22 protein-coding genes are annotated in these 21,893 nt (G+C 72.0%); 13 read left to right on the top strand and 9 right to left on the bottom strand.

The genetic code is table 11. From position 1 onward, the window contains the following. Positions 1-20: 20 nt before the first annotated feature. On the bottom strand, positions 21-1,049 hold the full coding sequence (locus ACQRWP_RS12340; protein ID WP_430502362.1) for a FecCD family ABC transporter permease: 1,029 nt from the start codon (positions 1,047-1,049) through the stop codon (positions 21-23). Between the two features lie 238 nt (positions 1,050-1,287). Next, positions 1,288-2,238, bottom strand: coding sequence for a FecCD family ABC transporter permease (locus tag ACQRWP_RS12335; protein WP_430503192.1), 951 nt, complete (start codon positions 2,236-2,238; stop codon positions 1,288-1,290). 235 nt (positions 2,239-2,473) lie between these two features. Here ACQRWP_RS12335 and ACQRWP_RS12330 point away from each other — a divergent pair, with 235 nt between their 5' ends. The 7 genes from ACQRWP_RS12330 to ACQRWP_RS12300 all read left to right on the top strand — a co-directional run bounded on the left by ACQRWP_RS12330 (position 2,474) and on the right by ACQRWP_RS12300 (position 10,317). Then, on the top strand, positions 2,474-3,505 hold the full coding sequence (locus ACQRWP_RS12330; protein ID WP_430502361.1) for an ABC transporter substrate-binding protein: 1,032 nt from the start codon (positions 2,474-2,476) through the stop codon (positions 3,503-3,505). A 4-nt stretch (positions 3,506-3,509) separates the two neighbouring features. Then, positions 3,510-4,370, top strand: a complete 861-nt coding sequence (locus ACQRWP_RS12325; RefSeq protein WP_430502360.1) for a siderophore-interacting protein — start codon at positions 3,510-3,512, stop codon at positions 4,368-4,370. A gap of 97 nt (positions 4,371-4,467) precedes the next feature. Continuing rightward, positions 4,468-6,006, top strand: a complete 1,539-nt coding sequence (locus ACQRWP_RS12320; protein ID WP_430502359.1) for a pyridoxal phosphate-dependent decarboxylase family protein — start codon at positions 4,468-4,470, stop codon at positions 6,004-6,006. Positions 6,007-6,041: 35 nt separating this feature from the next. After that, positions 6,042-7,319 (top strand): lysine N(6)-hydroxylase/L-ornithine N(5)-oxygenase family protein, encoded by a 1,278-nt coding sequence (locus ACQRWP_RS12315; protein ID WP_430503191.1) that lies wholly within the window; start codon positions 6,042-6,044, stop codon positions 7,317-7,319. Beyond that, positions 7,316-7,924 carry a GNAT family N-acetyltransferase gene (locus tag ACQRWP_RS12310; protein WP_430502358.1) on the top strand — a complete coding sequence of 203 codons (609 nt, stop codon included), beginning with the start codon at positions 7,316-7,318 and terminating at the stop codon, positions 7,922-7,924. Before ACQRWP_RS12315 ends, ACQRWP_RS12310 begins: the two co-directional genes overlap by 4 nt. Further along, positions 7,921-9,768, top strand: a complete 1,848-nt coding sequence (locus tag ACQRWP_RS12305) for an IucA/IucC family protein (RefSeq protein WP_430502357.1) — start codon at positions 7,921-7,923, stop codon at positions 9,766-9,768. Before ACQRWP_RS12310 ends, ACQRWP_RS12305 begins: the two co-directional genes overlap by 4 nt. Positions 9,769-9,816: 48 nt before the next feature. Next, positions 9,817-10,317 (top strand): DUF1772 domain-containing protein, encoded by a 501-nt coding sequence (locus tag ACQRWP_RS12300; RefSeq protein WP_430502356.1) that lies wholly within the window; start codon positions 9,817-9,819, stop codon positions 10,315-10,317. A gap of 33 nt (positions 10,318-10,350) precedes the next feature. On the opposite strand, the gene ACQRWP_RS12295 is transcribed toward ACQRWP_RS12300, so the two are convergent. After that, the gene (locus ACQRWP_RS12295) at positions 10,351-10,824 is read right to left on the bottom strand and encodes a MarR family winged helix-turn-helix transcriptional regulator (protein ID WP_430502355.1); all 474 of its coding nucleotides are present in this window, start codon (positions 10,822-10,824) and stop codon (positions 10,351-10,353) included. Between the two features lie 138 nt (positions 10,825-10,962). Between ACQRWP_RS12295 and ACQRWP_RS12290 the strand changes: the two genes are divergently transcribed. Then, positions 10,963-11,523: an NADPH-dependent FMN reductase gene (locus ACQRWP_RS12290; RefSeq protein WP_430502354.1), complete on the top strand. Its 561-nt coding sequence runs from the start codon at positions 10,963-10,965 to the stop codon at positions 11,521-11,523. Between the two features lie 74 nt (positions 11,524-11,597). On the opposite strand, the gene ACQRWP_RS12285 is transcribed toward ACQRWP_RS12290, so the two are convergent. After that, on the bottom strand, positions 11,598-12,536 hold the full coding sequence (locus ACQRWP_RS12285) for an SDR family NAD(P)-dependent oxidoreductase (RefSeq protein WP_430502353.1): 939 nt from the start codon (positions 12,534-12,536) through the stop codon (positions 11,598-11,600). A gap of 149 nt (positions 12,537-12,685) precedes the next feature. Here ACQRWP_RS12285 and ACQRWP_RS12280 point away from each other — a divergent pair, with 149 nt between their 5' ends. Then, the gene (locus ACQRWP_RS12280; RefSeq protein WP_430502352.1) at positions 12,686-13,591 is read left to right on the top strand and encodes a LysR family transcriptional regulator; all 906 of its coding nucleotides are present in this window, start codon (positions 12,686-12,688) and stop codon (positions 13,589-13,591) included. Positions 13,592-13,607: 16 nt separating this feature from the next. Here the strand turns inward: ACQRWP_RS12280 and ACQRWP_RS12275 are convergent, their stop codons facing one another. Continuing rightward, positions 13,608-14,525 (bottom strand): RNA polymerase sigma-70 factor, encoded by a 918-nt coding sequence (locus ACQRWP_RS12275; protein WP_430502351.1) that lies wholly within the window; start codon positions 14,523-14,525, stop codon positions 13,608-13,610. Then, the gene (locus tag ACQRWP_RS12270) at positions 14,522-15,724 is read right to left on the bottom strand and encodes an NAD(P)/FAD-dependent oxidoreductase (protein WP_430502350.1); all 1,203 of its coding nucleotides are present in this window, start codon (positions 15,722-15,724) and stop codon (positions 14,522-14,524) included. The genes ACQRWP_RS12275 and ACQRWP_RS12270 overlap by 4 nt, the downstream gene beginning before the upstream one ends. Positions 15,725-15,849: 125 nt before the next feature. Here ACQRWP_RS12270 and ACQRWP_RS12265 point away from each other — a divergent pair, with 125 nt between their 5' ends. Beyond that, positions 15,850-17,121, top strand: coding sequence for an MFS transporter (locus ACQRWP_RS12265; protein ID WP_430502349.1), 1,272 nt, complete (start codon positions 15,850-15,852; stop codon positions 17,119-17,121). 104 nt (positions 17,122-17,225) lie between these two features. Here the strand turns inward: ACQRWP_RS12265 and ACQRWP_RS12260 are convergent, their stop codons facing one another. Further along, positions 17,226-17,711 carry an N-acetyltransferase family protein gene (locus ACQRWP_RS12260; protein WP_430502348.1) on the bottom strand — a complete coding sequence of 162 codons (486 nt, stop codon included), beginning with the start codon at positions 17,709-17,711 and terminating at the stop codon, positions 17,226-17,228. 134 nt (positions 17,712-17,845) lie between these two features. On the opposite strand from ACQRWP_RS12260, the gene ACQRWP_RS12255 reads away from it, so the two are divergent. Continuing rightward, positions 17,846-18,508, top strand: a complete 663-nt coding sequence (locus tag ACQRWP_RS12255) for a fasciclin domain-containing protein (protein ID WP_430502347.1) — start codon at positions 17,846-17,848, stop codon at positions 18,506-18,508. A gap of 52 nt (positions 18,509-18,560) precedes the next feature. Here ACQRWP_RS12255 and ACQRWP_RS12250 read toward each other — a convergent pair whose 3' ends face one another. Both ACQRWP_RS12250 and ACQRWP_RS12245 read right to left on the bottom strand, forming a co-directional pair. Then, entirely contained in the window at positions 18,561-19,580 is a 1,020-nt protein-coding gene (locus ACQRWP_RS12250) for a phosphotransferase family protein (RefSeq protein WP_430502346.1), read from the bottom strand. Continuing rightward, positions 19,577-20,650, bottom strand: coding sequence for a LacI family DNA-binding transcriptional regulator (locus ACQRWP_RS12245; RefSeq protein WP_430502345.1), 1,074 nt, complete (start codon positions 20,648-20,650; stop codon positions 19,577-19,579). Before ACQRWP_RS12245 ends, ACQRWP_RS12250 begins: the two co-directional genes overlap by 4 nt. Positions 20,651-20,743: 93 nt before the next feature. Between ACQRWP_RS12245 and ACQRWP_RS12240 the strand changes: the two genes are divergently transcribed. Together ACQRWP_RS12240 and ACQRWP_RS12235 are read left to right on the top strand one after the other, a co-directional pair. After that, positions 20,744-21,088 (top strand): cupin domain-containing protein, encoded by a 345-nt coding sequence (locus tag ACQRWP_RS12240; protein ID WP_430502344.1) that lies wholly within the window; start codon positions 20,744-20,746, stop codon positions 21,086-21,088. After that, on the top strand, positions 21,081-21,797 hold the full coding sequence (locus tag ACQRWP_RS12235) for a cupin domain-containing protein (protein ID WP_430502343.1): 717 nt from the start codon (positions 21,081-21,083) through the stop codon (positions 21,795-21,797). Before ACQRWP_RS12240 ends, ACQRWP_RS12235 begins: the two co-directional genes overlap by 8 nt. The last annotated feature ends 96 nt before the right edge of the window (positions 21,798-21,893 follow it).

The following is a 21,893-nucleotide window of genomic DNA, read 5'->3' as shown; positions in this document are numbered from 1 at the left end:
TTCGAGGGCGTCACGATTGTTCACAGTCGGCCCGCCCGACGTTCCATCGCCAGCAGCCAGACCAGGTAACCGCCGCCGATCACGCCGGTCACCACGCCGACCGGGAGTTGGTGCCCGGCGAACGCGCGCTGCGCCACCAGGTCGGCCCCGACCAGCAGCGCCGCGCCGACGGCCATCGACGGCAGCAGGTTCGGGCCCGGGGCCCGGGTCAGTCGTTTCGCCACGTGCGGGGCGACGAGCGCCACGAAGGACACCGGCCCGGCGGCGGCCGCGGCGAACGAGACCAGCAGCACGGCGGCAGCGAGCAGCACCAGGCGCAGCCGGCGTACCGGCACGCCCAGGGCGCTGGCCGCGTCGTCGCCCAACTCCATCATCCGCAGCGCCGGGGCGCAGCCGACGAGCATCAGCGGCGCCAACACGACCAGGACGGCGAGCAGCGGCCCGGCGTTGGCCCAGCCACGCCCGTCCAGGCTGCCGGTGAGCCAGAGCACCGCGCGGGCGGCGTCCATCAGGGGCGCCCGGGTCAGCAGGTAGCCGTTGACGCCGGTCAGGATCGCCGCCACCCCGATGCCGACCAGGATGAGCCGGTAACCGTGCACTCCGCGCCGCCAGGCGAGCGCGTAGATCACCAGACCGGTGCCGAGGCCACCGACGACCGCGGCACCGGCCAGCGCCAGGCTGCTGCCACCGAGGACGACAACCACCAGCGCCCCGGTCGACGCGCCCTGGGTGAAGCCCAGGATGTCCGGGCTGCCCAACGGGTTGCGAACCAGCGACTGGAACACAGTGCCGGCGAGAGCCAACGCCGCACCGACCAACAGGGCGGTGACCAGTCGGGGCAGGCGCAGGTCGAACACGATGAACTGCTCCGCCACACTGCCGCCGCCGGTCAGCGTGCGCAGCACGTCCGCCGGCCCCATCGGGTAGTCACCACTGCCCAGGGCCACCAGGCCGAACCCGGCCGCGAGCACCGCCGCGCCGGCCCCGACGCCCAACGCGCGAGGCCGAAACCGCAGCGACAACCCCCCAGGTGTACGAATGACGCTCACGCCATCGCTCCGCTTCGCTGCGTGCCGGCGCGACGCGCCACAACACTGAGCCTGCTGATTCGCTCGCTCCGCTCGCGTCGCACCATCGCTCCGCTTCGCTGCGTGCCGGCGCGACGCGCCACAACACTGAGCCTGCTGATTCGCTCGCTCCGCTCGCGTCGCACCATCGCTCCGCTTCGCTGCGCGCTGGCGCGACGCGCCACAATCCTGAACCTGCCGGTTCGCTCGCTGCGCTCGCTCACGGTTGCGCCACCGGTCGGCGGGTGACCAGCCACAGGAACAGCGGGCCGCCCAGCACGGCGGTCACCATGCCGACCTGGAGTTCTCCGGGGCGGCCCAGCACCCGGCCGAGCACGTCGGCGCCGAGCAGCAACGCGGGCGAGAGCACCGCGCAGTACGGCAGCAGCCAGCGCAGGTCCGGGCCGGTCAGGGCGCGGACCAGGTGCGGCACCAGCAGCCCGACGAAGACGATCGGGCCGCACGCGGCGGTCGCCGCGCCGCAGAGCAGGGTGACCGCGACGATCACGGCGGCGCGGATCAGCGCCGGTCGGGCGCCGAGGGCTCGCGCCGCGTCATCGCCGAGCGCCAGCGCGTTCAGCGGACGGGCGGCACCGAGCGCGACCAGCAGCCCGATGAGGATGAACGGCAGCACCCGGGTCACGGTCGCGGGGTCCGCGCTGGCCAGTGAGCCGACCGTCCAGAAACGCAGCCGCTCCAGCGACGCGGTGTCCAGCAGCATCACCGCGCTCACGTAGGAGTAGAGGGTGGCGTTGAGCGCCGCCCCGGCCAACGCGAGTCGGGCCGGGGTGGCACCGCGTCCGCCGCCGACGGCGTAGACGAGCGCGGTCACCGCCGCCGCGCCGAGCAGCGCGAACCAGACGTACCCGCCGACGGCGGTGACGCCCAGGAACGCGGCGGCGGTGGCGACGGCCGCGGACGCTCCGGCGTTGATGCCGAGCAGCCCGGGGTCGGCGAGCGGGTTGCGGGTGAGGGCCTGCATGACCGCGCCCGCCACACCGAGGGCGGTGCCGGCGAGCAGCCCGAGCAGGGTGCGGGGCAGACGCATCCGGTGCACCACGGCGTACTCGGTGGCGTCGCGGTGCAGCAACCCGGACCAGACGTCGGCGAGCGGCATGGCCTTCGCGCCGACCGCGATGCTGAGCACCACGATCACCGCGAGCAGTGCCACGGCGGTGACCAGGCCGGCGGCGCGGGCCGCCCGGCGGCCACGCCGGCTCGGGGGTACGGCCGTTCCCCTGGCCGGCACGGGCGGTGCCGGTCGGGTGACGGTGGGTGTGGCGTCCAGTGTGGGCTCCGGGGTGATGGCGACACGGCGTACCGCTGTTGACAATGACCGAGGTTAGGCTAACCTAACCCCGCTGCCCTGGTCGACTCCGGCCAACCCTTGATCGAAAGACAACACCATGCCCGATGCCCTGTCCGCCCGCCGCCTCTCCCGCCGTGGCCTGCTGGCCGCCGGTGGCGCCGCCACGCTGGCCACCCTGCTCGCCGCCTGTGGCAAGGACGACGCCGCGAAGCCCGCCGCCGGCAACGGAAGTGGCCCCTGGTCGTTCACCGACGACCGCGGCACGAAGGTGGAGGCGGCGACCCGTCCGACCCGCGTGGTGGCCTTCACCGGCGTGGCGGCGGCCCTGATCGATTTCGGTCTCGACAAGCAGCTCGTGGGCGTGTTCGGTGAGACCAAGCGCGCCGATGGCACAGCCGACCCGCAGGCCGGCGACCTGAACGTCGAGGGCGTCGAGATCCTCGGCAACGTGTGGGGCGAGTTCAGCCTGGAGAAGTACGCGGCCCTGCGCCCCGAACTGCTGGTCACCCACATGTACGACCCGGACGCGCTCTGGTACGTGCCGGACGAGAGCAAGGCCAAGATCCTCCCGCTGGCTCCCAGTGTGGCGATCACCACCGCCCGGGTGCCGATGACCAAGCCCATCGAGCGGTACGCGGCGCTGGCCGAGTCGCTCGGCGCCGACCTGTCCGCGAAGAAGGTCACCGACGGAAAGGCCCGCTTCGACGCCGCCGCCGAGGCGGTCCGGCAGGCGGTCAAGGCCAACCCCGGGATCAAGGTGATGGCCTGCTCCGGCAGCCCCGACCTCTTCTACGTCTCCAACCCGAAGGTCAGCACCGACCTGATGTACTTCGCTGAGTTGGGCGTCGACATCGTGGTCCCCACCAAGCTCGAAGCCGGCGACTACTTCGAGGCGCTGAGCTGGGAGAGCGCCGGCAAGTTCCCGGCCGACCTGATCCTGCTGGACAACCGCAGCACCGCCTTGCAGGCCAAGGACCTCACAGCCAAGCCGACCTGGCAGCAACTGCCGGCGGTCAAGGCCAACCAGGTGAGCCCGTGGGACGCGGTTCCCCGCTTCTCGTACGCCGGCTCCGCGCCGCTGCTGGAGAACCTCGCCACCGCCATCCGGAACGCGAAGAAGGTCAGCTGACGCCATGAGTACGAGCGCCACCGCACCGATCGCCTCGCAGTACCGCTTCTACGCCGCGCACGTCGTCCGGGCCCGCCGGGTCGGCGCCTCGCTGATCCGGGTCACCTTCGGTGGCGCGGAGCTGGCCGACTTCGCCGGCGGCGGCCGGGACCAGAGCGTCTCGCTGTTCCTGCCGCACACCGGGCAGCACGCCCCGGTGGTCCCGGTAGAGCAGGGCGAGGACTGGTTCGGCGGCTGGCGGGCCCTGCCGGCGGACGTCCGCGCGGTGCTGCGCTCGTACACCATCCGGGAGCACCGCCCGGCCGACACCGAGGTCGACATCGACTTCGTCAGCCATGGCGACACCGGCCCCGCCTCCCGCTGGGCGGCCCTGGCCGGCCCCGGCGACCGGGTGCTGCTGCTCGGCCCGGCGGTGCTCGACAACCGCAGCGTCTGCTTCCGCCCGCCGGACGGCACTGACCTCGTGCTGCTCGCCGCCGACGAGACCGCGCTGCCGGCCACCGAAGGCATCCTGGCCTGGCTGCCCGCCGGCACCCGGGTCCGCGCCTGGATCGAGGTGCCCGACGCCGCCGACATCACCGACCTGCCCACCGATGCCGACGCCGAGATCAGGTGGATCGTGCGAGGCAGCACCCCGCCCGGCAGTGACCTGCTGGTCAGCTCCGTTCGCGCCGCCCGGCTCCCCACCGGCGGCACCCCGTACGCCTGGATCGCCGGTGAGTCCGGCGTGGTGAAGGCGCTGCGCCGGCACCTCGTCGACGAGCGCGGCTTCGACCGCCGGAGGGTGACCTTCGCCGGCTACTGGCGACGCGGACTGTCCGAAGAGGACCTGCGTGCCGAGGCGCTGGCCGGCGCCACCGCCTGACTGACGACCCCAACCGATCGGCAGCACTGCCCCGAGGCGCACCGCCGCGCCGGGGAGGTTCCGGCTGCCCCTCGTCGAGAACGTGGAAGGACATTCCGTGACCGTGCCGACGTACCCCGTCGAGACCACCACGCCGCCACCGGCGTCAACCGCCGCGCGGGCCCAGCTGCTGCATGGCGGCTCGGTCGAGCAGTACCGCCGGACGATCGCCGACGGCGTCGACCGGGTCGCCCGCCGAGTGGCCACCGTGGACCGTCCCGGCACCGGAATCACGCCGGCCGAGCTTGCCCCCCTGGTCGACCGGGTGGACCTGGACCGTCCGCTGGGCGACGCCGGCGCTGCCCTCGACGAGCTGGAGAACGTCTACCTGCGCGACGCCGTCTGGTTCCACCACCCCCGCTACCTGGCCCACCTCAACTGCCCGGTGGCCATCCCGGCACTGCTCGGTGAGGCGGTGCTCACCGCCGTGAACTCCTCACTGGACACCTGGGACCAGAGCGCCGGGGCCACCCTCATCGAGCGCCGACTGATCGACTGGACGGCCGAGCGGATCGGCCTCGGCCCCCGCGCCGACGGCATCTTCACCAGCGGCGGCAGCCAGTCCAACCTCCAGGCGCTGCTGCTGGCCCGGGAGGAGGCGTGCGCCGACGCCATCGGCCCGGCGGCGCGCGCCGAGCTGCTGCCCCGGTTGCGGGTGCTCACCTCCGCCGCCGGTCACTTCAGCGTGCAGAAGTCGGCCAAGCTGCTCGGCCTCGCCCCGGACGCGGTGATCGCGGTGACCACCGACACCCGGCGACGGATCAGCGCGGCCGCCGTCCGCGCGGAGATCGAGCGGTGTCGCCAGGCCGGGCTGGTGGTGATGGCCGTCGTCGGCACCGCCGGCACCACCGACTTCGGCTCGATCGACCCGCTCACCGAACTGGCCGGGATCTGCGCGGCAGCCGGCGTCTGGCTGCACGTGGACGCCGCGTACGGCTGCGGTCTGCTCGTCTCGCCGACGCGCCGGCACCTGCTCGACGGCATCGAGCGGGCCGACTCGGTGACCGTCGACTTCCACAAGTCGTTCTTCCAGCCGGTCAGCTCCAGCGCGTTGCTGGTGCGCGACAAGCGGACGCTGCGGCACGTCACCTACCACGCCGACTACCTCAACCCGGCCCGGATGGTGGAGCAGCGCATTCCCAACCAGGTCGACAAGAGCTTGCAGACCACCCGCCGTTTCGACGCGCTGAAGCTCTGGCTCACCCTGCGGGTGATGGGCCCGGACGCGCTCGGCGGGCTCTTCGACGAGGTCGTCGACCGGGCCGCCGACGCCTGGCAACTGGTCAGCGAGGACCCGCGCTTCGAGGTGGTGACGCGCTCGGAGTTGAGCACCGTGGTGTTCCGCTACCTGCCCACCGGCCCCGGCCGGGAGCTGGCCGACGCCGCCAACCTGCACGCCCGGGAGGCCCTCGCGGCGTCCGGTCTCGCCGTGGTCGCCGGGACCCGGGTGGACGGCCGGCACTTCCTGAAGTTCACACTGCTCAACCCGGAAACCACAGTCGACGACGTCGGGTACGTGCTCGACCTGATCGCCACCCACGCCGGCCAGTACGTGCACGACCACGTCGCCGTCGACCTGACCTGCCACGTCGGCTGACGCCGGTGACCACGAACCCGCGCCTGGAGACCCCGATGTCCACCCACGACTTCATCGCCATCGGGTTGGGCCCGTACAACCTGGGCCTGGCCTGTCTCACCGCGCCGATCGACGAACTCGACGGTGTGTTCCTGGAGGCCCGGCCGAGCCTCGCCTGGCACCCCGGCATGCTGCTGGAGTCGGCCCGGTTGCAGACTCCGTTCATCGCCGACCTGGTCAGCCTCGCCGACCCGACGTCGCCGTACTCCTTCCTCAACTACCTCAAGGAGATCGGCCGGCTCTACCCGTTCTACATCCGGGAGAGCTTCTACCCGCTGCGCAGCGAGTACGACGCGTACTGCCGGTGGGCGGCGTCGAAACTGCCGAGCCTGCGCTTTGGCCAGACCGTGACCACTGTGGAGTACGACAGCGCCGACGAGCGGTACGTGGTGCGGGCCAGCACCGGCGCGGGGGAGAACGTGGAATACCGGGCCCGGCACCTGGTGCTCGGCACCGGCACCCCGCCGCACCTGCCCCCGGCCGTGGCCGACCTGCCCGGCGACGCCGTGCACAACTCCCACTACCTGGAGCACCGCACGGCGCTGCGCACCAAGCGCAGCATCACAGTGGTGGGCAGCGGGCAGAGCGCCGCCGAGATCTACCACGACCTGCTCGGCGACATCGACCGCTACGGCTACCAGCTCAACTGGGTGACCCGGTCGCCGCGGTTCTTCCCGCTCGAATACACCAAGCTGACGCTGGAGATGACCTCACCGGACTACGTGGACTACTTCCACGCGCTGCCCGAGGCGACCCGCTACCGGCTGGAGTCCGAGCAGAAGGGCCTGTTCAAGGGGATCAACGCCGACCTGATCAACGACATCTTCGACCTGCTCTACGCGCACAGCGTGGACGGGCCGGTGAACACGCGCCTGCTCACCAACACCGAACTGGTCAGCGCCGACCACCAGGACGGGCAGTACACGCTGGGGTTGCGTCAGGTGGAGCAGGAACGCGACTTCGCCCTGCGTACCGAGGGGTTGGTCCTGGCCACCGGCTACCACTACCGGGTGCCGGAGTTCCTCACGCCGGTGCGGGACCGGATCCGCTGGGACGCGCACGGCCGCTTCGACGTGGCCCGCAACTACAGCATCGACCACAGCGGGCGGGGCATCTTCCTGCAGAACGCGGGCACCCACACGCACAGCATCACCTCACCGGACCTGGGCATGGGCGCCTACCGCAACTCCTGGATCATCAGTGAGCTGCTCGGCCGGGAGCACTACCCGATCGAGAAGAGCATCACCTTCCAGGAGTTCGGGGTGTCGTCGTGACCAGCGTCTTCACCCGCGTCGACGAGGGGCTCGGTGAGTTCGCGCTGCGGCCGCTCGACCTGGACGCCGACGCGGCGCTGCTGCACGCCTGGGTGACCCACGCGAAGGCGGAGTTCTGGATGATGCAGGACGCCGACCTGGCCCAGGTCACCGAGGAGTACCGGCGGATCGCCGAGCACCCGCACCACGACGCGTACCTCGGCCTGTGGCGGGGGAGTCCCGCCTTCCTGGCGGAGCGCTACGACCCGGCCCACGTCGAGTTGGTCGGCCTGTACGACCACCAGCCCGGTGACGTGGGCATGCACTTCCTCTGCGCGCCGGTCGACGCGCCCGTGCACGGCTTCACCCGGGCGGTGATCGGCACCGTCATGGCGTGGCTCTTCGACGACCCGACGACCCGGCGGGTCGTGGTCGAACCGGACGTGCGCAACACCGCCGTGCATGCGCTGAACGCCGCCGTCGGCTTCACGGTCGTCGGCCCGATCGCCAAGCCCGAGAAGGACGCGCTGCTCAGCGTCTGCACCCGAGCCCAGTTCCAGGCCGCCGCCGACCGCGCCGCCGCCGACCGCGCCGCTGTCACCCGAACCGAAGGAGCCCCGGCGTGACCACCACCGCCGTCCCCACCCACCCGCCCGTCGCCGCCGCGCACAACGCCTCCGGCGACCCGGTCGGGCACCTCACCCCGCAGCGCTGGGCCCGGGCCAACCGGCTGCTGGTCCGCAAGGCGCTCGCCGAGTTCACCCACGAGCGGCTGCTCACCCCGCAGGCCGTGGCCGGCCCCGACGACCGGCAGTGGTACGAGATCCGCAGCGACGACGGCACTGTCACCTACCGGTTCGCGGCGCGGGTGCTCGCCCTGGCGCACTGGCAGGTCGACGCGGACAGCATCACCCGACACCGCGACGGCACCTCCCTGGCCCCGGACGCGGTGGACCTCATCGTCGAACTGCGCGACACCCTCGGGCTCTCCGCACGGGTGCTCCCGGTCTACCTGGAGGAGATCACCTCGACGCTGGCGGGTACGGCGTACAAGCTGGCCCAGGCCGCGCCGAGCGCCACCGAGCTGGCCGAGGCTGACTTCCAGACCATCGAGACCTCGATGACCGAGGGCCACCCCTGCTTCGTGGCGAACAACGGCCGGCTCGGCTTCGGCGTCGACGAGTACCACCGGTACGCCCCGGAGGCCGCCGCGCCGGTGCGGCTGGAGTGGCTGGCCGCGCACCGGGACCACTCGACGTTCAGCAGCGCCGCCGACCTCGACTACGACGCGCTCATCGAGAGCGAGTTGGACGCCGAGACCCGGGCCCGGTTCGCGGCCACCATGGCCGATCTGGGGCTGGACCTCGCCGACTACCACCTGATCCCGGCGCACCCGTGGCAGTGGTGGAACAAGCTGGCGGTCACCTTCGCCGGGGAGCTGGCCGAGCGGCGGCTGGTGCACCTGGGCCCCGGGCCGGACGTGTACCTCGCCCAGCAGTCCATCCGCACCTTCTTCAACGTCAGCGAGCCGGGACGGCACTACGTCAAGACGGCGCTGTCGGTGCTGAACATGGGCTTCATGCGGGGGTTGTCGGCCGCGTACATGGCGGCCACCCCGGCGATCAACGACTGGCTGGCCGACCTGATCGCCGCCGACGAGGTGTTGACCGGCACCGGCCTGACCGTCATCCGGGAGCGGGCCGCTGTGGGTTACCGGCACCGGCAGTACGAGGCGGCGACCGAGCGCACCTCCCCGTACCGCAAGATGTTGGCCGCCCTGTGGCGGGAGAGCCCGGTGCCCGAGCTGGCGCCGGGGCAGCGACTGTCCACCATGGCCGCGCTGCTGCACGTCGACGACGAGGGCGACTCACTGGCGGCGGCGCTGATCACCCGGTCCGGCCTGGCGCCCGAGGTGTGGCTGCGCCGCTACCTGGACGCCTACCTGACCCCGCTGCTGCACAGCTTCTACGCCCACGACCTGGCCTTCATGCCGCACGGCGAGAACGTCATCCTGGTCCTCGACGAGCAGGACACCGTCCAGCGGGTGATCTTCAAGGACATCGCCGAGGAGATCGCGGTGATGAGCGACAAGGTCGAGCTGCCGGCGGCGGTGGAGCGGATCCGCGTCGAGGTGCCCGACGACACCAAGCTGCTGACCATCTTCACCGACGTGGTGGACTGCTTCCTGCGGCACCTCAACGCGGTCCTGGTCGAGGCGGACGTGATCGCCGAGGACGACTTCTGGCGCACTGTCGCTGCCTGTGCCGCCGACTACTTCGACCGGGTGCCGCACCTGGCCGAGCGGGTCCGCCACTACGACCTGTTCGCCCCGGAGTTCACGCTGTCCTGCCTCAACCGGCTGCAACTGCGCAACAACCAGCAGATGATCGACCTGGCCGACCCGTCGGCGGCGCTCCAGTTCGTCGGCACCCTCACCAACCCGCTCGCCGCTCATGCTCCGGTCCGGTGACCGCTATCGCGTTTGGTCAGCGCGCACCCCAACGGGTGCAATAGGCGGATGGGAGTTCTGAGTACCGCCAGCCTGTTCGCCGCCACAGTGACCACCGGCCTGACCGCCGGACTGTTCGCCGCCTTCGCGTACGCGGTCATGCCGGGTCTGGCCCGCACCGACGACCGGACGTTGGTGCTCGCCATGCGGCGGATCAACGAGTCGATCCTCAACGGGTGGTTCGCGGTGTGCTTCGGCGGCGCGCTGCTGTTCACGCTGCTGGCGGCGGCGCTGCACCTGGGGGACGGGCGTCGGGCGGTGCTGCCGTGGATCGTCGCCGGGCTGCTGCTGTACCTGGTGGTGCTCGGCGTCACCGCCGTGGTCAACGTGCCGCTCAACAACGTGCTGGCCCGCGCCGGCGACGTCGACGACGCCACCGACCTCGCGGCGCTGCGGGCGCGCTTCGAGGTCACCTGGGTACGCGGCAACGTGGTCCGCGCCGTCGCGTCGACCGGCGCCTTCGGGTTGCTGGCGTGGGCGCTGGTGGCCGAGGGCCGGTTGCCCGGCTGAGGCCGGCGGATGACCGACTGGGCCGGCGTTGGCTCAGTCGGTCGGCTCTGCCGTGCCGGCCCCCTGGAACGCGCGGGCCAGTTGGGCGAGGTCGAAGCCCTCGAAGTGCTGGAGGAACCGGCGGCGTACGGCGGCCAGGTGACTGGGCCAGGACTCCTCCAGGCGGGCGAAGCCCGCGTCGGTGAGGACGGCGTTCCAGCCGCGCGCGTCCTCCTCGCACCGTTCCCGCCGGACCAGGCCCTGCGTCTCCAGCCGGATGATCGTGCGGGTCATGCCGCTGAGCGAGAGGTGGCAGAGCGCGGCGAGTTCGTTCATGCGCATCCGCCGGTCCGGTGTCTCGGAGAGGTTCATCAGCGCGGTGTACTCGGTGAGCGGTAGCTGACGGTCACCGACCATGTCCGCGTCGATCGCGCGGGGCAAGACGTGCATTACCTGGCCCAGGGCACGGACCAGGGCTTCCTCGTCTGGGTTGAGAGGTTGCGGAGTCGCTACGGAGGGGTTGGCCATCCTCTTATCATACTTGTTTGACCGAGCAAGTGCTCACCCTCCGTGTGACCACGCCCATAGACCAGATATTTGCTTGACCAATCAAGCACCGGTTAGCGTTCCCGTCGTCAGGCAAGGACCCTCTGAAAGGCGCCACACATGACCAGGATCGGGATCATCCTCGGAAGCACCCGCCCGGGGCGTAACGGCGAGGCCGTCGCCCGCTGGGTGCTCGAGATCGCCAAGCAGCGCTCCGACGCGGAGTACGAGCTGGTCGACCTGCTCGACTACCAGCTGCCGCACCTCGACGAGGCGTACCCGCCCTCGATGGGCCAGTACACCCAGCCGCACACCAAGCGGTGGGCCGAGACGATCGCGTCGTTCGACGGGTTCATCATGGTCACCCCCGAGTACAACCACTCGACCTCGGGCGCCCTGAAGAACGCGATCGACTTCCTCTACGCCGAGTGGAACAACAAGGCCGTCGGCTTCGTCAGCTACGGCTCGGTCGGCGGGACGCGCGCCGTGGAGCACCTGCGTCTGATCTCCGGTGAGCTCCAGATGGCCGACGTGCGCTCGCAGGTCGCGCTGTCGCTCTTCACCGACTTCGAGAACTTCAGCGTCTTCAAGCCCAACCAGTTCCACCAGGACTCGCTGACCGCCACGCTCGACCAGGTGGTCGCCTGGAGCACGGCGCTCGCTCCGCTGCGCAAGGGCTGAGCGATTCGCGTCGTCCGGAAACGGCCGCGGGGGATCCCAGGGCCGTTTCCGGACGTTCAGGCACGCTGTGCACGTCAGGCGCGTCGGGCGCCGGTGAGCAGATCCAGCGAGAGCTGCCACAGTCGCGTCGCCGCCGCGGGGTCGATCGCGTGGTCGGCAACGCCGCGCAGCGGGTCCGCCGGGTCGTGGCGTACCGCCTGCTCGCAGTCCTCGAAGTACCGGCCGCCGATGCCCTCCAGCTGCGGCCCGGCGGCGAGCAGCACGGAGGTCGCGGCCCCCTGCTGCGGGGTCTTGAAGTCGAACGCCGGAAGCTGCGCGTAGTCCTCCTCGGTGAGGTGCCGTCCCAGGTTGGTGGCGACCGCACCCGGGTTGGCCACGTTGACGGTGATGCCGTCGCCGGCCCAGCGCCGGTTCGCCTCGACCGCGAACAGCGCGGTGGCGGTCTTCGACTCGCCGTAGGCGAGAAGACGGTCATAGGGGCGTTCCCGGAAGTTGACGTCCTCGAAGACCATCGGGGCCTGAACGTGGGCGATGGAACTCAGCGACACCACGCGGGCCCGACCGGCCCCGGCGAGTGCCCGGTGCAGTCCGTTGGCGAGTGCGAAGTGGCCGAGGTGGTTGGTGGCCAACTGCAACTCCCAACCCTCCGCGGTGCGCATCTCCGGGGTCGCCGACACCCCTGCGTTGTTGACCAGAATGTGCAGGGGCCCGTCCCAGGCGGCCACGAACGCGGCGACCGACCGCTGGTCGGACAGGTCCAACGGCGCGACCCGGAGCAGCCGGTTCGCGGTCCCGGCGCCGATCTCCCGCGCGGTCCGTTCTCCGGCCCGCACGTCCCGTACCGCCAGGGTCACCTCGGCGCCCGCCATGGCGAGCGCCCGGGCGGTCTCCACGCCGATGCCGGACGAGGCACCAGTGACGATGGCGCGTCGCCCGGTCAGGTCGACACCGGCCACGACGTCGGCGGCGGTAGAGCGGGCGTCGAACGGCGTGCTGACGCGTGATTCCGACATGATCGACTTCCTTTGGTGGTGTCCTCACGTGGCCGTGCCGGCTCCGTACGGGCGTACGGTGTGCCGGCACCGCCCTTCGCACCGATCGTGCGCGGAGGTCTGCGCGGACGGCCAACACACGCTTCCTGGCGTGGCTACAGTCTGTTCCTGTGGCCACGCCTGAGCTGCGACAACTGCGGTATTTCCTGGTCCTCGCGGAGGAGCTGAGCTTCACCCGGGCCGCCGCCCGCCTGATGATCGCCCAGCAGTCGCTGTCGCAGCAGATCACCGCCCTGGAGCGCGCCCTCGGGGCGAAGCTGTTCGATCGCGACAGCCGCGGCACCACCCTCACCGACATCGGCGCCCTGTTCGTGCCCGAGGCGCGCGCCGTGACCGACCGCGCCGAACAAGCCGTCGCCGTCGTGGGACGGGCCCTGCGGGGCGAGGTCGGCACCTTCCGGCTCGCCTTTTTGACCACCGTCGCCAATCACGTGCTGCCCCCGGTGGTCCGGGCGGTCCGCCACCACCTCCCCGACCTGCGCCTGACCACCGAGACCACGAGCATCGCGCCCCTGGTGCAGGGCGTCCTCGACGGGCGGTTCGACGTCGCCTTCACCCGGACCCCGCTCGTTACCGGCCTGGAGTCCAGGAGGCTGACGACCGAACCGGTCTGCGCGGTGCTGCCCGAGGGCCACCCGCTCGCCGGGCGCGCCGAGTTGACCCTCGCCGACCTGGCGAACGAACCGTGGGTCATGACGCCGCGCAGCTCCTGGGAACCCTGGCACCGCGCCTACGAGGACCAGTTCCGGGAAGCGGGCTTCGTACCGACCGTCGTTCAGGAGGAGGCCGGCGTGCAGAGCCTCCTCGGTCTGGTCGCCGCCGGAATCGGCGTCACCCGGCTCGCCTGCTCGGCGGCGAGCCTTCGCCGCACCGGCGTGGTGTTCGTCCCGCTGGCCAACGCCTACGCGTACACCGAGATGGTGTGGTTGGCGGGCAACACCGCACCCGCACTGCACCGGTTCCTGGACGTGGTCACGGAACTCGCGGCGACGACCGACCTCACCAGCACCGGCTGACGGGGAGGCAGCCGGCTCAGCGCGTCCCGAGTTGGTGGGTGGTGCCATCGGCGACGGCGCGCAGCTTGTCGGGGTTGGCGACGTTGTGGATGGCGGTGATGCGACCGTCGGCGTCGATGTCGAAAGAGAGGATGGCGACCACCCGGCCCGCACCGCTGAACACCAGCCCAGGCCCCCCGTTGATCTCGACCAGGGCGGCATGCATGTCGTGCGGCGCAACGCCCTGGTAGGCGACGGTGCTGATGGCCGCGAACCACACGGCGACCCTCTCGGCGCCCCTGATGGGACGCAGGGCCTGGCGGACCTTACCGCCACCGTCCGTCCACAACGCGACATCCGGGGACAGCAGCTCCAGCAGGGTGTTGATGTCGCCACCGGTCGAGGCGGCGAGGAACCGCTCGGTGACCCCGCGCTGCTGCGATCGGTCCGCCGTGAAGCGTGGCCGCTGGCCCCGCACGTGCTCGCGAGCACGGTGGGCGGTCTGGCGGACAGCGGCCTCGGAGCGTTCCACCGCCACCGCGATCTCCGCGTGGCTGAAGTCGAAGACCTCCCGCAGGACGAACACGGCACGCTCGAGCGGGCTGAGCGTCTCCAGCACCACCAGCATCGCCATCGACACCGACTCCGCGTCGGTGACGGCGTCGGCAGCGTCCGCATCGGTCAGGACGGGCTCGGGCAACCACGGCCCCACATAGGTTTCGCGTTGATGCCGGGCCGAGCGCAGGCGCTGCAACGCGAGGTTCGACACGATGCGGGCGAGGTACGCCTTGGGGTCGGCGACCTGGGAGCGGTCCGCCGAGGACCAGCTGATCCAGGCGTCCTGCACCGCGTCCTCGGCATCGGCCGCGCTGCCGAGGATCCGGTAGGCCACCGAGAACAGCAGGTTGCGATGACTGTGGAACACCTGCTCGTCGGCGTTCGGCGGGTGCGTCACCGCGCGTCCCGCAGGCGCGTGAAGCGGCCGCCGCGCGGCCAGAACGCCCCGGAGGAGGGCAGCCGCGACATGCGGCGGTAGGTCGGCCAGGGCGAAGCGGTCACTGTCTCCTTGTACCAGACCGCCACCCGCCCGGTCAGACACCCGCGGCGAGGGCTGTCGTCGGGGCGGGTGAACTGCACGACCGCATCGTTTCGGCCCAGGCTCACCGGCTTGTGGTAGTAACCGAACCGGAACGGCCGGGGTTGCCTACCCCGCAGCGTGCGGGCGATCGACACCGCCGCGTGCACGCCGGTCGGCATGCCGCTCTGGCAGGTGCCGTGCAGCATCCCGTAGCCCTGCCGGATCGCGGCCGCATCGCCGATCGCGTACACCTCGGGATGCGACACCGACCGCAAAGCGGCGTCGGTGACGACGCGACCGCGTTCGTCGACGGTCAGCCCGGCGGCGGCAGCCAGCGGCGCCACCCGGGTACCACCCGTCCAGAGGACGACGTCAGCCGCCACGGTCTCCGCACCGGCCACTTCGACCCCGTCGGGCCGGACCCTGGTGACCGCCGCTCCAGTGATCAGCTGAACGCCGAGGCGAGTCAGCGCGGCCCGCAGGTACGCCTCGGCCTTCGAGTTCATGCTCGCCCCCGGGTCCTGCTGGCCCACCAGCGTGACACCGACCTCCGGGTGCCGTTCCGCGATCTCCGCGGCCGCCTCGACCCCGGTCAACCCGCTGCCGACCACGACGACCGTGCCGGCGCTGAGCCGTGCCAACCGGTCCGCCAGCGTGGTCGCGCCGCTCGGACCGTCCAGGGTGTACGCGTGCTCCTCGACGCCCGGGACCGCCGCCGTGTCCGTCACGCTGCCCAACGCGTAGACCAGGGTGTCGTAGCGCAGCACCCGGCTGTCGTCGACGCGGACGGTCCTCGCGTGGGCGTCCACCGCCGTCACCCAGCCGCGCACGAACTGCGCACCCGTCCCCGCCAGCAGGTGGGGGATGTTCAGCTCGGCGAGCCGCTGACCGGTCGCCGTCATGTGCAGCCGGAGACGCTCGGTGAACCGCTCCTGCGCGTTGACCACTGTCACCTGCACGTCGGTCCGCCTGGTCCGTGCCGCGAGCTGGGTCGCCGAGGCCATGCCCGCGTAGCCCGCGCCGAGGATCAGCACGCGGTGCGTGCCCGCCGGGACCTGTCGATGCGCTGTGCTCATTGTTTCGCCTCTCTGATCGGACTGACGACCACGAGATGCGTGCCGTTGGTTGGTTCGTGACATCGCAGCGATGTGACGCCCGCCACGGCCAGCGCCGGAGGGGCGCGTTTACTACCCTTGGCGCGATGAGCCGATCCGCCGCCGCTGGTCGGGCTCCGCTCTGGCGGGACCGCACCTTCGGCACGTACTGGGTCGCCCAGTCGCTCTCGGCGGCCGGCGACTCGTTCGCCTACCTGGCGGTGCCGCTGCTGGTGCTCCAGGCGACCGGGTCGGTGGCGCAGATGGGCCTGCTCACCGCCGTCGCGGGCGCGGCGTCCGTCGTCGCCGGGATCTTCGGCGGGGTGCTGGTCGACCGGTACGACCGCCGCACCCTGATGATCGTGGCGGATCTGACCCGGCTGGTGCTCTACGCCCTGGTGCCACTGGCGTGGCTGGCCGGCCCGCAGGTCTGGCTGCTCTTCGTCGTGCTGCCCGTTTGCGAGGCGGCCGGCATGCTGTTCCAGGTCGCCGCGGTGACCGCGGTCCGCAACCTCGTCGACTCCGACCGGATCACCGAGGCCAACGGCCGGTTGCAGGCGACGTACGCGGCGGCGGCCGTCCTCGGGCCGCTGCTCGCCGGTGTGGTGGCGGCCCGCTTCGGCCCGGCCACCGCCATCGCCGTCAACGCTGCGAGCTTCGCGCTCTCGGCGGCCGGCCTGTGGCTGATCCGACTGCGCCCCGTCCAGGTGGACGAGGGGGTGGCCCGGCAGCGCCCGCTGGCCGAGTTCCTGGCCGGGGCGCGGTTCCTGTGGCGACAGCCCGTGCTGCGCGCGCTGACCGTCCTGTTGTCGGTCTTCATCTTCCTCACCTACGGCTTCGTCGACGTGCTGATCTACCACGTCACGCACGACCTCGGCGGCTCCGAGGGCACCGTCGGCACGGTGCTCGGCCTGGCGGCGTTGGGAACCGTCGCCGGCGCGCTGCTGGTGGCGCCGCTGCGTCGCCGTCGCGGCTTCGGTGCCACCTGGATCGGCGCGCACGCGATCTGCGGTTTCGCCGTGGCGGGGGTCGGCATCGCCACCACAGTGCCCGCGGTCACCACGCTGACCGCGGTGTACCTGTGCTGTCTCAGCGTCGGCGGGATCTGTTCGATGTCCCTGCGGCAGGAGATCACCCCCGATCACCTGCTGGGCCGGGTCACGTCGGCGTTCTGGAGCACGCACTACGCCCTCGGTCCGGCCGGCGCTGTCGTGCTGACCTGGGCCGCCGGCCGGTACGGTGCTCCGGCGGTCACGCTCGCGGCCGGAGCGGGGTGCCTGCTGGTCGCGGTCGGCGCCCTCTTCACCCCGATCCGCCGTGCCGGCGCGGAGCCGGCCGTCGGGCAGCCCGGACTGCGCCCGGCCCCCGCCGGCGGCTGAGCCCTCCTGGTCGATCATGGACTTAGGGTGGGCGCGTTGTGCAAGCATGCCCCTTTTGCGCACCACCACAAGTCCATGATCGACGCGAGCGGGGGCGGGGCGCCTCAGAACTCCTGGTACATCACGTGCAGGCCGACCCGGCCCACAGTCGGATGACGGAACGCGCCCGGCACGGTGCCGACCACCTCGAAGCCCTCCCGCCGATACAGCCGCACCGCCGAGCTGTTGCTCTCCACCACGGCGTTGAACTGCATGCCGGCGTACCCCTGCCGGCGGGCCCAGGTCAGGGCGTCACGGCACAGCACGGTGCCCACGCCCCGGCCCCGCGCGTCGGCGGCGACCATGAAGCTGGCGGTGGACACGTGCGCGCCCGGCCCGGGCCGGTTGGTGCCCATCTTCGCGGTGCCGAGCACCCGCTCGCCGTCGACCGCCACGACGGTCCGCCCGGGCGCCGCCTCGACCCACATGCCGTACGACTGCTCGGCGGTCATCGCCGGGTCGTAGGGGAAGGTCTCCTGTGCCCGGATCACCTCCTCGATGATCGGCCACACCTGCGACCAGTCCCGGTCGACGAACTTCCGAATCAGCACCCGGGGAGGTTAGGCCCCGGCAGGATCCCTGGACAATCCGTTATCCGCGGGTGCATCTGCGCGGCCTACCCGGCACGAAGCATGGATCGTGACGAGACGTCACGGATCCGGTCGCTTCGACGAAAGGCCCGCTGATGAAGATCGCACGAATCGCCGCCCGGATGGCGGTGGGCGCCGTGGCCACCGCGCTGGCCACCACCGCAGTCGCCGTACCGGCAGCTCAGGCCACCAGCAAGCCCAAGCCGCTCGGCACGACGTCACTCGCCCAGGTGCTCACCCGGGACAGCAGCGGCTTCGACCGCAACTCGCGTGACTTCGACGTGCTGACGGCGGCCGTGCTGGCCGTGCTGGAGACCAAGCCGAACTCTCCGGTCAAGGTGCTCACCGACGGCACCGTGGCGCTGACCGCGTTCATCCCCACCGACGCCGCCTTCCAGCAGTTGGTCCGCGAGATCACGCAGGCCCGGAAGCTGCCGAGTGAGAGCGCCGCCTTCACCGCCGTGGCCGGGCTGGGCATCGACACCGTCGAGTCGGTGCTGCTCTACCACGTGGTCCCGGGCGCCACCATCGATCGCAAGACGGCGGTCCGGGCCGACGGCACGGACCTGACCACCGCGCTCGGCTCGTCCGTCGAGGTCGACGTGCGCACCTACCTGTACTTCTTCCGCCAGGTGCGGCTGGTCGACGCCGACACCGACGACCGTGACGCGCGGGTCGTCTCCTACGACGTCAACAAGGGCAACCGGCAGATCGCGCATGCCGTGGACCGGGTGCTGCGCCCGATCGACCTGCCCTGACCGCGGGCGGGTGGCGTCCGACCACGCGGCGGACGCCACCCGCGCCGGGCCGTCAACCCGAGGCGAGCGCGGCGAGTTCCTCGTCCAGCAGGGCCGCCAGCCGGGCGTGCCGCCCGGGATGGCTGCGCGCGGTCATCCCGCGGCTGGGCATCTCCACAGTCATCAGCAGGTACAGGTGCAGCCGGTAGAGGCCGAGCCGGCGGCGTGCCGAGGCGTTCAGCACCAACGGTTCGGGTGCGCTGGCCTGGTAGCCGCGCAGCAGGGGGTGCTCCGGCTCGTCCTCGACGCGTCGGAAGAGCAGCGGCGAGACCAGGTCCAGCAGTGGGTCGCCGTAGAGGAACCGCTCGCCGTCCACGAGGCCGCGCAGCCGCAACCGGCCGTCCCCGTCGGGTGCGGCCAGCACGTTGCCGTCCCAGCAGTCGAAGTGCAGCAGCGCTGGTCGGCGCACCTCGTCGAGCGCGTCGGCGTGCCGCCTTACCAGCGCGCGCAGCCGCTCCGGGGTCACCGGCAGTCGGACGTCCCAGTCGACCGCGTCGGCCAGGAGCGCGTCGAGCATCGCCGTGAACGCCGCCCGCCAGGTCGGCCCGCCGGCCCGGTCGTCGTCGTACCCGAACCGCTCACCGGTCGCCCGGTGCAACGCGGCGAGAGCCACCCCGAGGTCGTAGCGCGCCGGGCCGTCGTCGACCGCGACACCGGCCTCGGCCAGGTCGGACAGCGACCGGCCGGGCAGCATCGCGGTGACCAACCATTCGCCGTACGCCGGGTCGGCGCCGCGCCGGAGCACCGGGGGTACGGGCACCTGCGGCGCCCGCTGCGCGACGAGCCGAAAGTACCGCTCCTCGGCAGCGCAGAGCCCGCGCTCGTAGCGCAGCAGCGGCGTTCCGGCCGGCGGAGCCAGCTTCAGCACCACCCGACGGTCGTCGTCGAGCAGCGCCCACCAGACCGTCGCGTACCCGCCGCCGGCCAGCGGACCGGCGTCCCGGACCCGGGTGTGTGGCCCGAACGACGCACCGACCAGGTACGCCACATCGGCGCGCGTGAGGGGCCGCTGGGTCGGGCTGGCACCGGTCACGACGTGGTGTCACCTCGCCGCGCGCGTGGCGCGGAACCCGCGGTGGCGCGGGTGGACCGTGGGACGGGACCGGCGGTGTCGCGGCGGACCAGTTCGGCGGGGAGCACCTCGATCCGGGGCGTCGGGGCGCCGACGCCGAGCACCAGGGACATCGCCCGCACACCCATGTCGACCAGGGGCAGTCGCACGGTGGTCAGCGCCGGGGTCACGTCCCGGGCGATCGGCATGTCGTCGAAACCCAGCACCGAGATCTGCTGCGGCACGGCCAACCCACGCGCGCGCAGGGTGGCGAGCGCGCCGATGGCCATCGAGTCGTTGAGCGCCACGATCGCGGTCAGCTCCGGGTCGGCGTCGAGCAGTCGGGCGGTGGCCTCGGCCCCACCGTCGCGGTCGAACTCCGCGTACCGGATGCGCGGTTCGGGCAGCTCGCGGCCCTGCTCGGTGAGGGCCTGCCGGAGGCCGGCGAGCCGGTCGGTGGTGGTGGTCAGGATGCGCGGGCCGGCGACCACGCCGATCGCCCGGTGCCCCAGACCGCAAAGCTCCCGCCCGGCGAGGTAGCCGCCGGTCCGGTTGTCCGGCATCACCGCGTCGCCGGAATGCTCGTGCCGACCGATCACCGCCACCCGCCCGCCGGTGGCCTCGTACGCGGCGAGCTTCTCGTTGAGTTGCCGGGTGAACGCCTCGTCGTGGTAGCCCGAGCCGGCCAGGATCAGCGCCGCGACCTGGTGGCCGCGCAGCAGCTCCACGTACTCCAACTCGCGGTCCGGGTCCCGGTAGCTGTTGCAGATCATCAGCAGCCGGCCCTGGTCGGTGGCGACCCGTTGCAGCCCCCGGGTGATCTCGGCGAAGTACGGGTCGGAGACGTCGTGCACGATCACGCCGACCGCGCTGCGGTGCGAGCGGGCCAGCAGTTGGGCGTGCGCGTTCGGCACGTACTGCAACTCGGCGACGGCGGCAAGCACCCGTTCGCGCAGCTCGTCGGTGACCGGCTTGCTGCTGCCGTTGATGACGCGGGAGGCGGTGGCGGGCGAGACGCCCGCTCGGCGGGCCACATCGGACAGGGTCGCCATGGCCCGCCCCCTCGATCTGTTGACGGCGTTTCGTCGTGCCGGCTAGCGTCACCGTACCGCAGAGAAAGCCCTTTCCCGCAGGGAGGCCCGGCCGTGTCCGATCGCTTCGCGGTACTTCAACTTGACGACCTTCCCACCCGGCGCTGCTCGTGTGGGACCACCCGCCGGGGTTTCATCGCCGAGAGCGAGGGCCAGGCCAGCGTGCATCTGCTCCAGGTGCAGGACGCCGTGACCCACCACCACCGGATCGCCACCGAGTACTACGTCGTGCTCGCCGGCGAGGGGGAGATCGAGCTGGACGGCGTCCGTCACCCCGCCCGGCCGATGTCCGCGTTCCTGATCAAGCCGGGCTGCCGGCACCGGGCCATCGGCGACCTCACCGTGCTGTTGGTGTCCCTGCCGGCGGCGGACGACACCGACGAGTACTTCGATGCGTGATCGGCCGGCACCGCTGCCCGGCGGGGTCGGGGTGTCCCGGCTGCGCGTCTACGACACCGTGGCCCCGGACGGCCTGGTCGGCGGCACCCCGCACGTGCACCTGTGCTGCACCGAGGGGTACGTGGTGACCGACGGCGAGGGCGTGGTGCAGACCCTGACCACGGCCGGCTACCGGGAGACGCCGTTGCGGCCGGGGGTGGTGGTCTGGTTCGAGCCGGGCACCGTGCACCGCCTGGTCAACGGGGGCAGGCTGAGCATCGTGGTGCTCATGCAGAACAGCGGCCTGCCCGAGGCCGGCGACGCGGTGCTGACCTTCCCGCCCGAGGTGCTGGCCGACCCGGCCGCGTACACCACGGCGGCGGCGTTGCCCGACGGGGGAGCGCCGGGCGCGGACGTGCACGCCGCGTACCGCCGTCGGGATCTGGCGGTGACCGGCTTCCAGGCGCTGCGGTCCGGCGGTCCGGCGGCGCTGGCCGCGTTCCACGCCGCCGCGATCGCCCTGCGCCAGCCGATGCTGACGCGGTGGCGGCAGCGGTGGGAGGCCGGCGCCGGCCGCGCCGCCGCCGACACCGCCGCGCAGCTCGACGCCCTGGAGCGGGGGGATCCCGGGTATCTGGGCGACGCCGGGGTATACGCGGTGGACGAGCCGGTCGAGCGGGGCCGGTTGGGCATGTGCGGCCTCCTCGACACCTATCCGACGGCCGGCTGACCGTCTCTTCGGGACAGCTGTCGGGCTGCCGGGCATCGGTGGAAACAGATCGAGGAAAGGCCTTGCCCGGCGTGAGGGGGCCGCCTACGCTCCAGG

Origin of the sequence: Micromonospora trifolii (assembly GCF_050516465.1) — a bacterium.
Classification (GTDB): Bacteria; Actinomycetota; Actinomycetes; order Mycobacteriales; family Micromonosporaceae; genus Micromonospora; species Micromonospora trifolii.
This window is presented reverse-complemented; position numbering and strand designations above follow the sequence as displayed.

Coding starts and splice junctions, on each gene's coding strand:
- ACQRWP_RS12330 (WP_430502361.1), top strand. CDS start 2,474: ATGCCCGATGCCCTGTCCGCCCGCCGCCTCTCCCGCCGTGGCCTGCTG.
- ACQRWP_RS12325 (WP_430502360.1), top strand. CDS start 3,510: ATGAGTACGAGCGCCACCGCACCGATCGCCTCGCAGTACCGCTTCTAC.
- ACQRWP_RS12315 (WP_430503191.1), top strand. CDS start 6,042: ATGTCCACCCACGACTTCATCGCCATCGGGTTGGGCCCGTACAACCTG.
- ACQRWP_RS12300 (WP_430502356.1), top strand. CDS start 9,817: ATGGGAGTTCTGAGTACCGCCAGCCTGTTCGCCGCCACAGTGACCACC.
- ACQRWP_RS12295 (WP_430502355.1), bottom strand. CDS start 10,824: ATGGCCAACCCCTCCGTAGCGACTCCGCAACCTCTCAACCCAGACGAG.
- ACQRWP_RS12290 (WP_430502354.1), top strand. CDS start 10,963: ATGACCAGGATCGGGATCATCCTCGGAAGCACCCGCCCGGGGCGTAAC.
- ACQRWP_RS12285 (WP_430502353.1), bottom strand. CDS start 12,536: ATGTCGGAATCACGCGTCAGCACGCCGTTCGACGCCCGCTCTACCGCC.
- ACQRWP_RS12270 (WP_430502350.1), bottom strand. CDS start 15,724: ATGAGCACAGCGCATCGACAGGTCCCGGCGGGCACGCACCGCGTGCTG.
- ACQRWP_RS12265 (WP_430502349.1), top strand. CDS start 15,850: ATGAGCCGATCCGCCGCCGCTGGTCGGGCTCCGCTCTGGCGGGACCGC.
- ACQRWP_RS12255 (WP_430502347.1), top strand. CDS start 17,846: ATGAAGATCGCACGAATCGCCGCCCGGATGGCGGTGGGCGCCGTGGCC.
- ACQRWP_RS12245 (WP_430502345.1), bottom strand. CDS start 20,650: ATGGCGACCCTGTCCGATGTGGCCCGCCGAGCGGGCGTCTCGCCCGCC.
- ACQRWP_RS12235 (WP_430502343.1), top strand. CDS start 21,081: ATGCGTGATCGGCCGGCACCGCTGCCCGGCGGGGTCGGGGTGTCCCGG.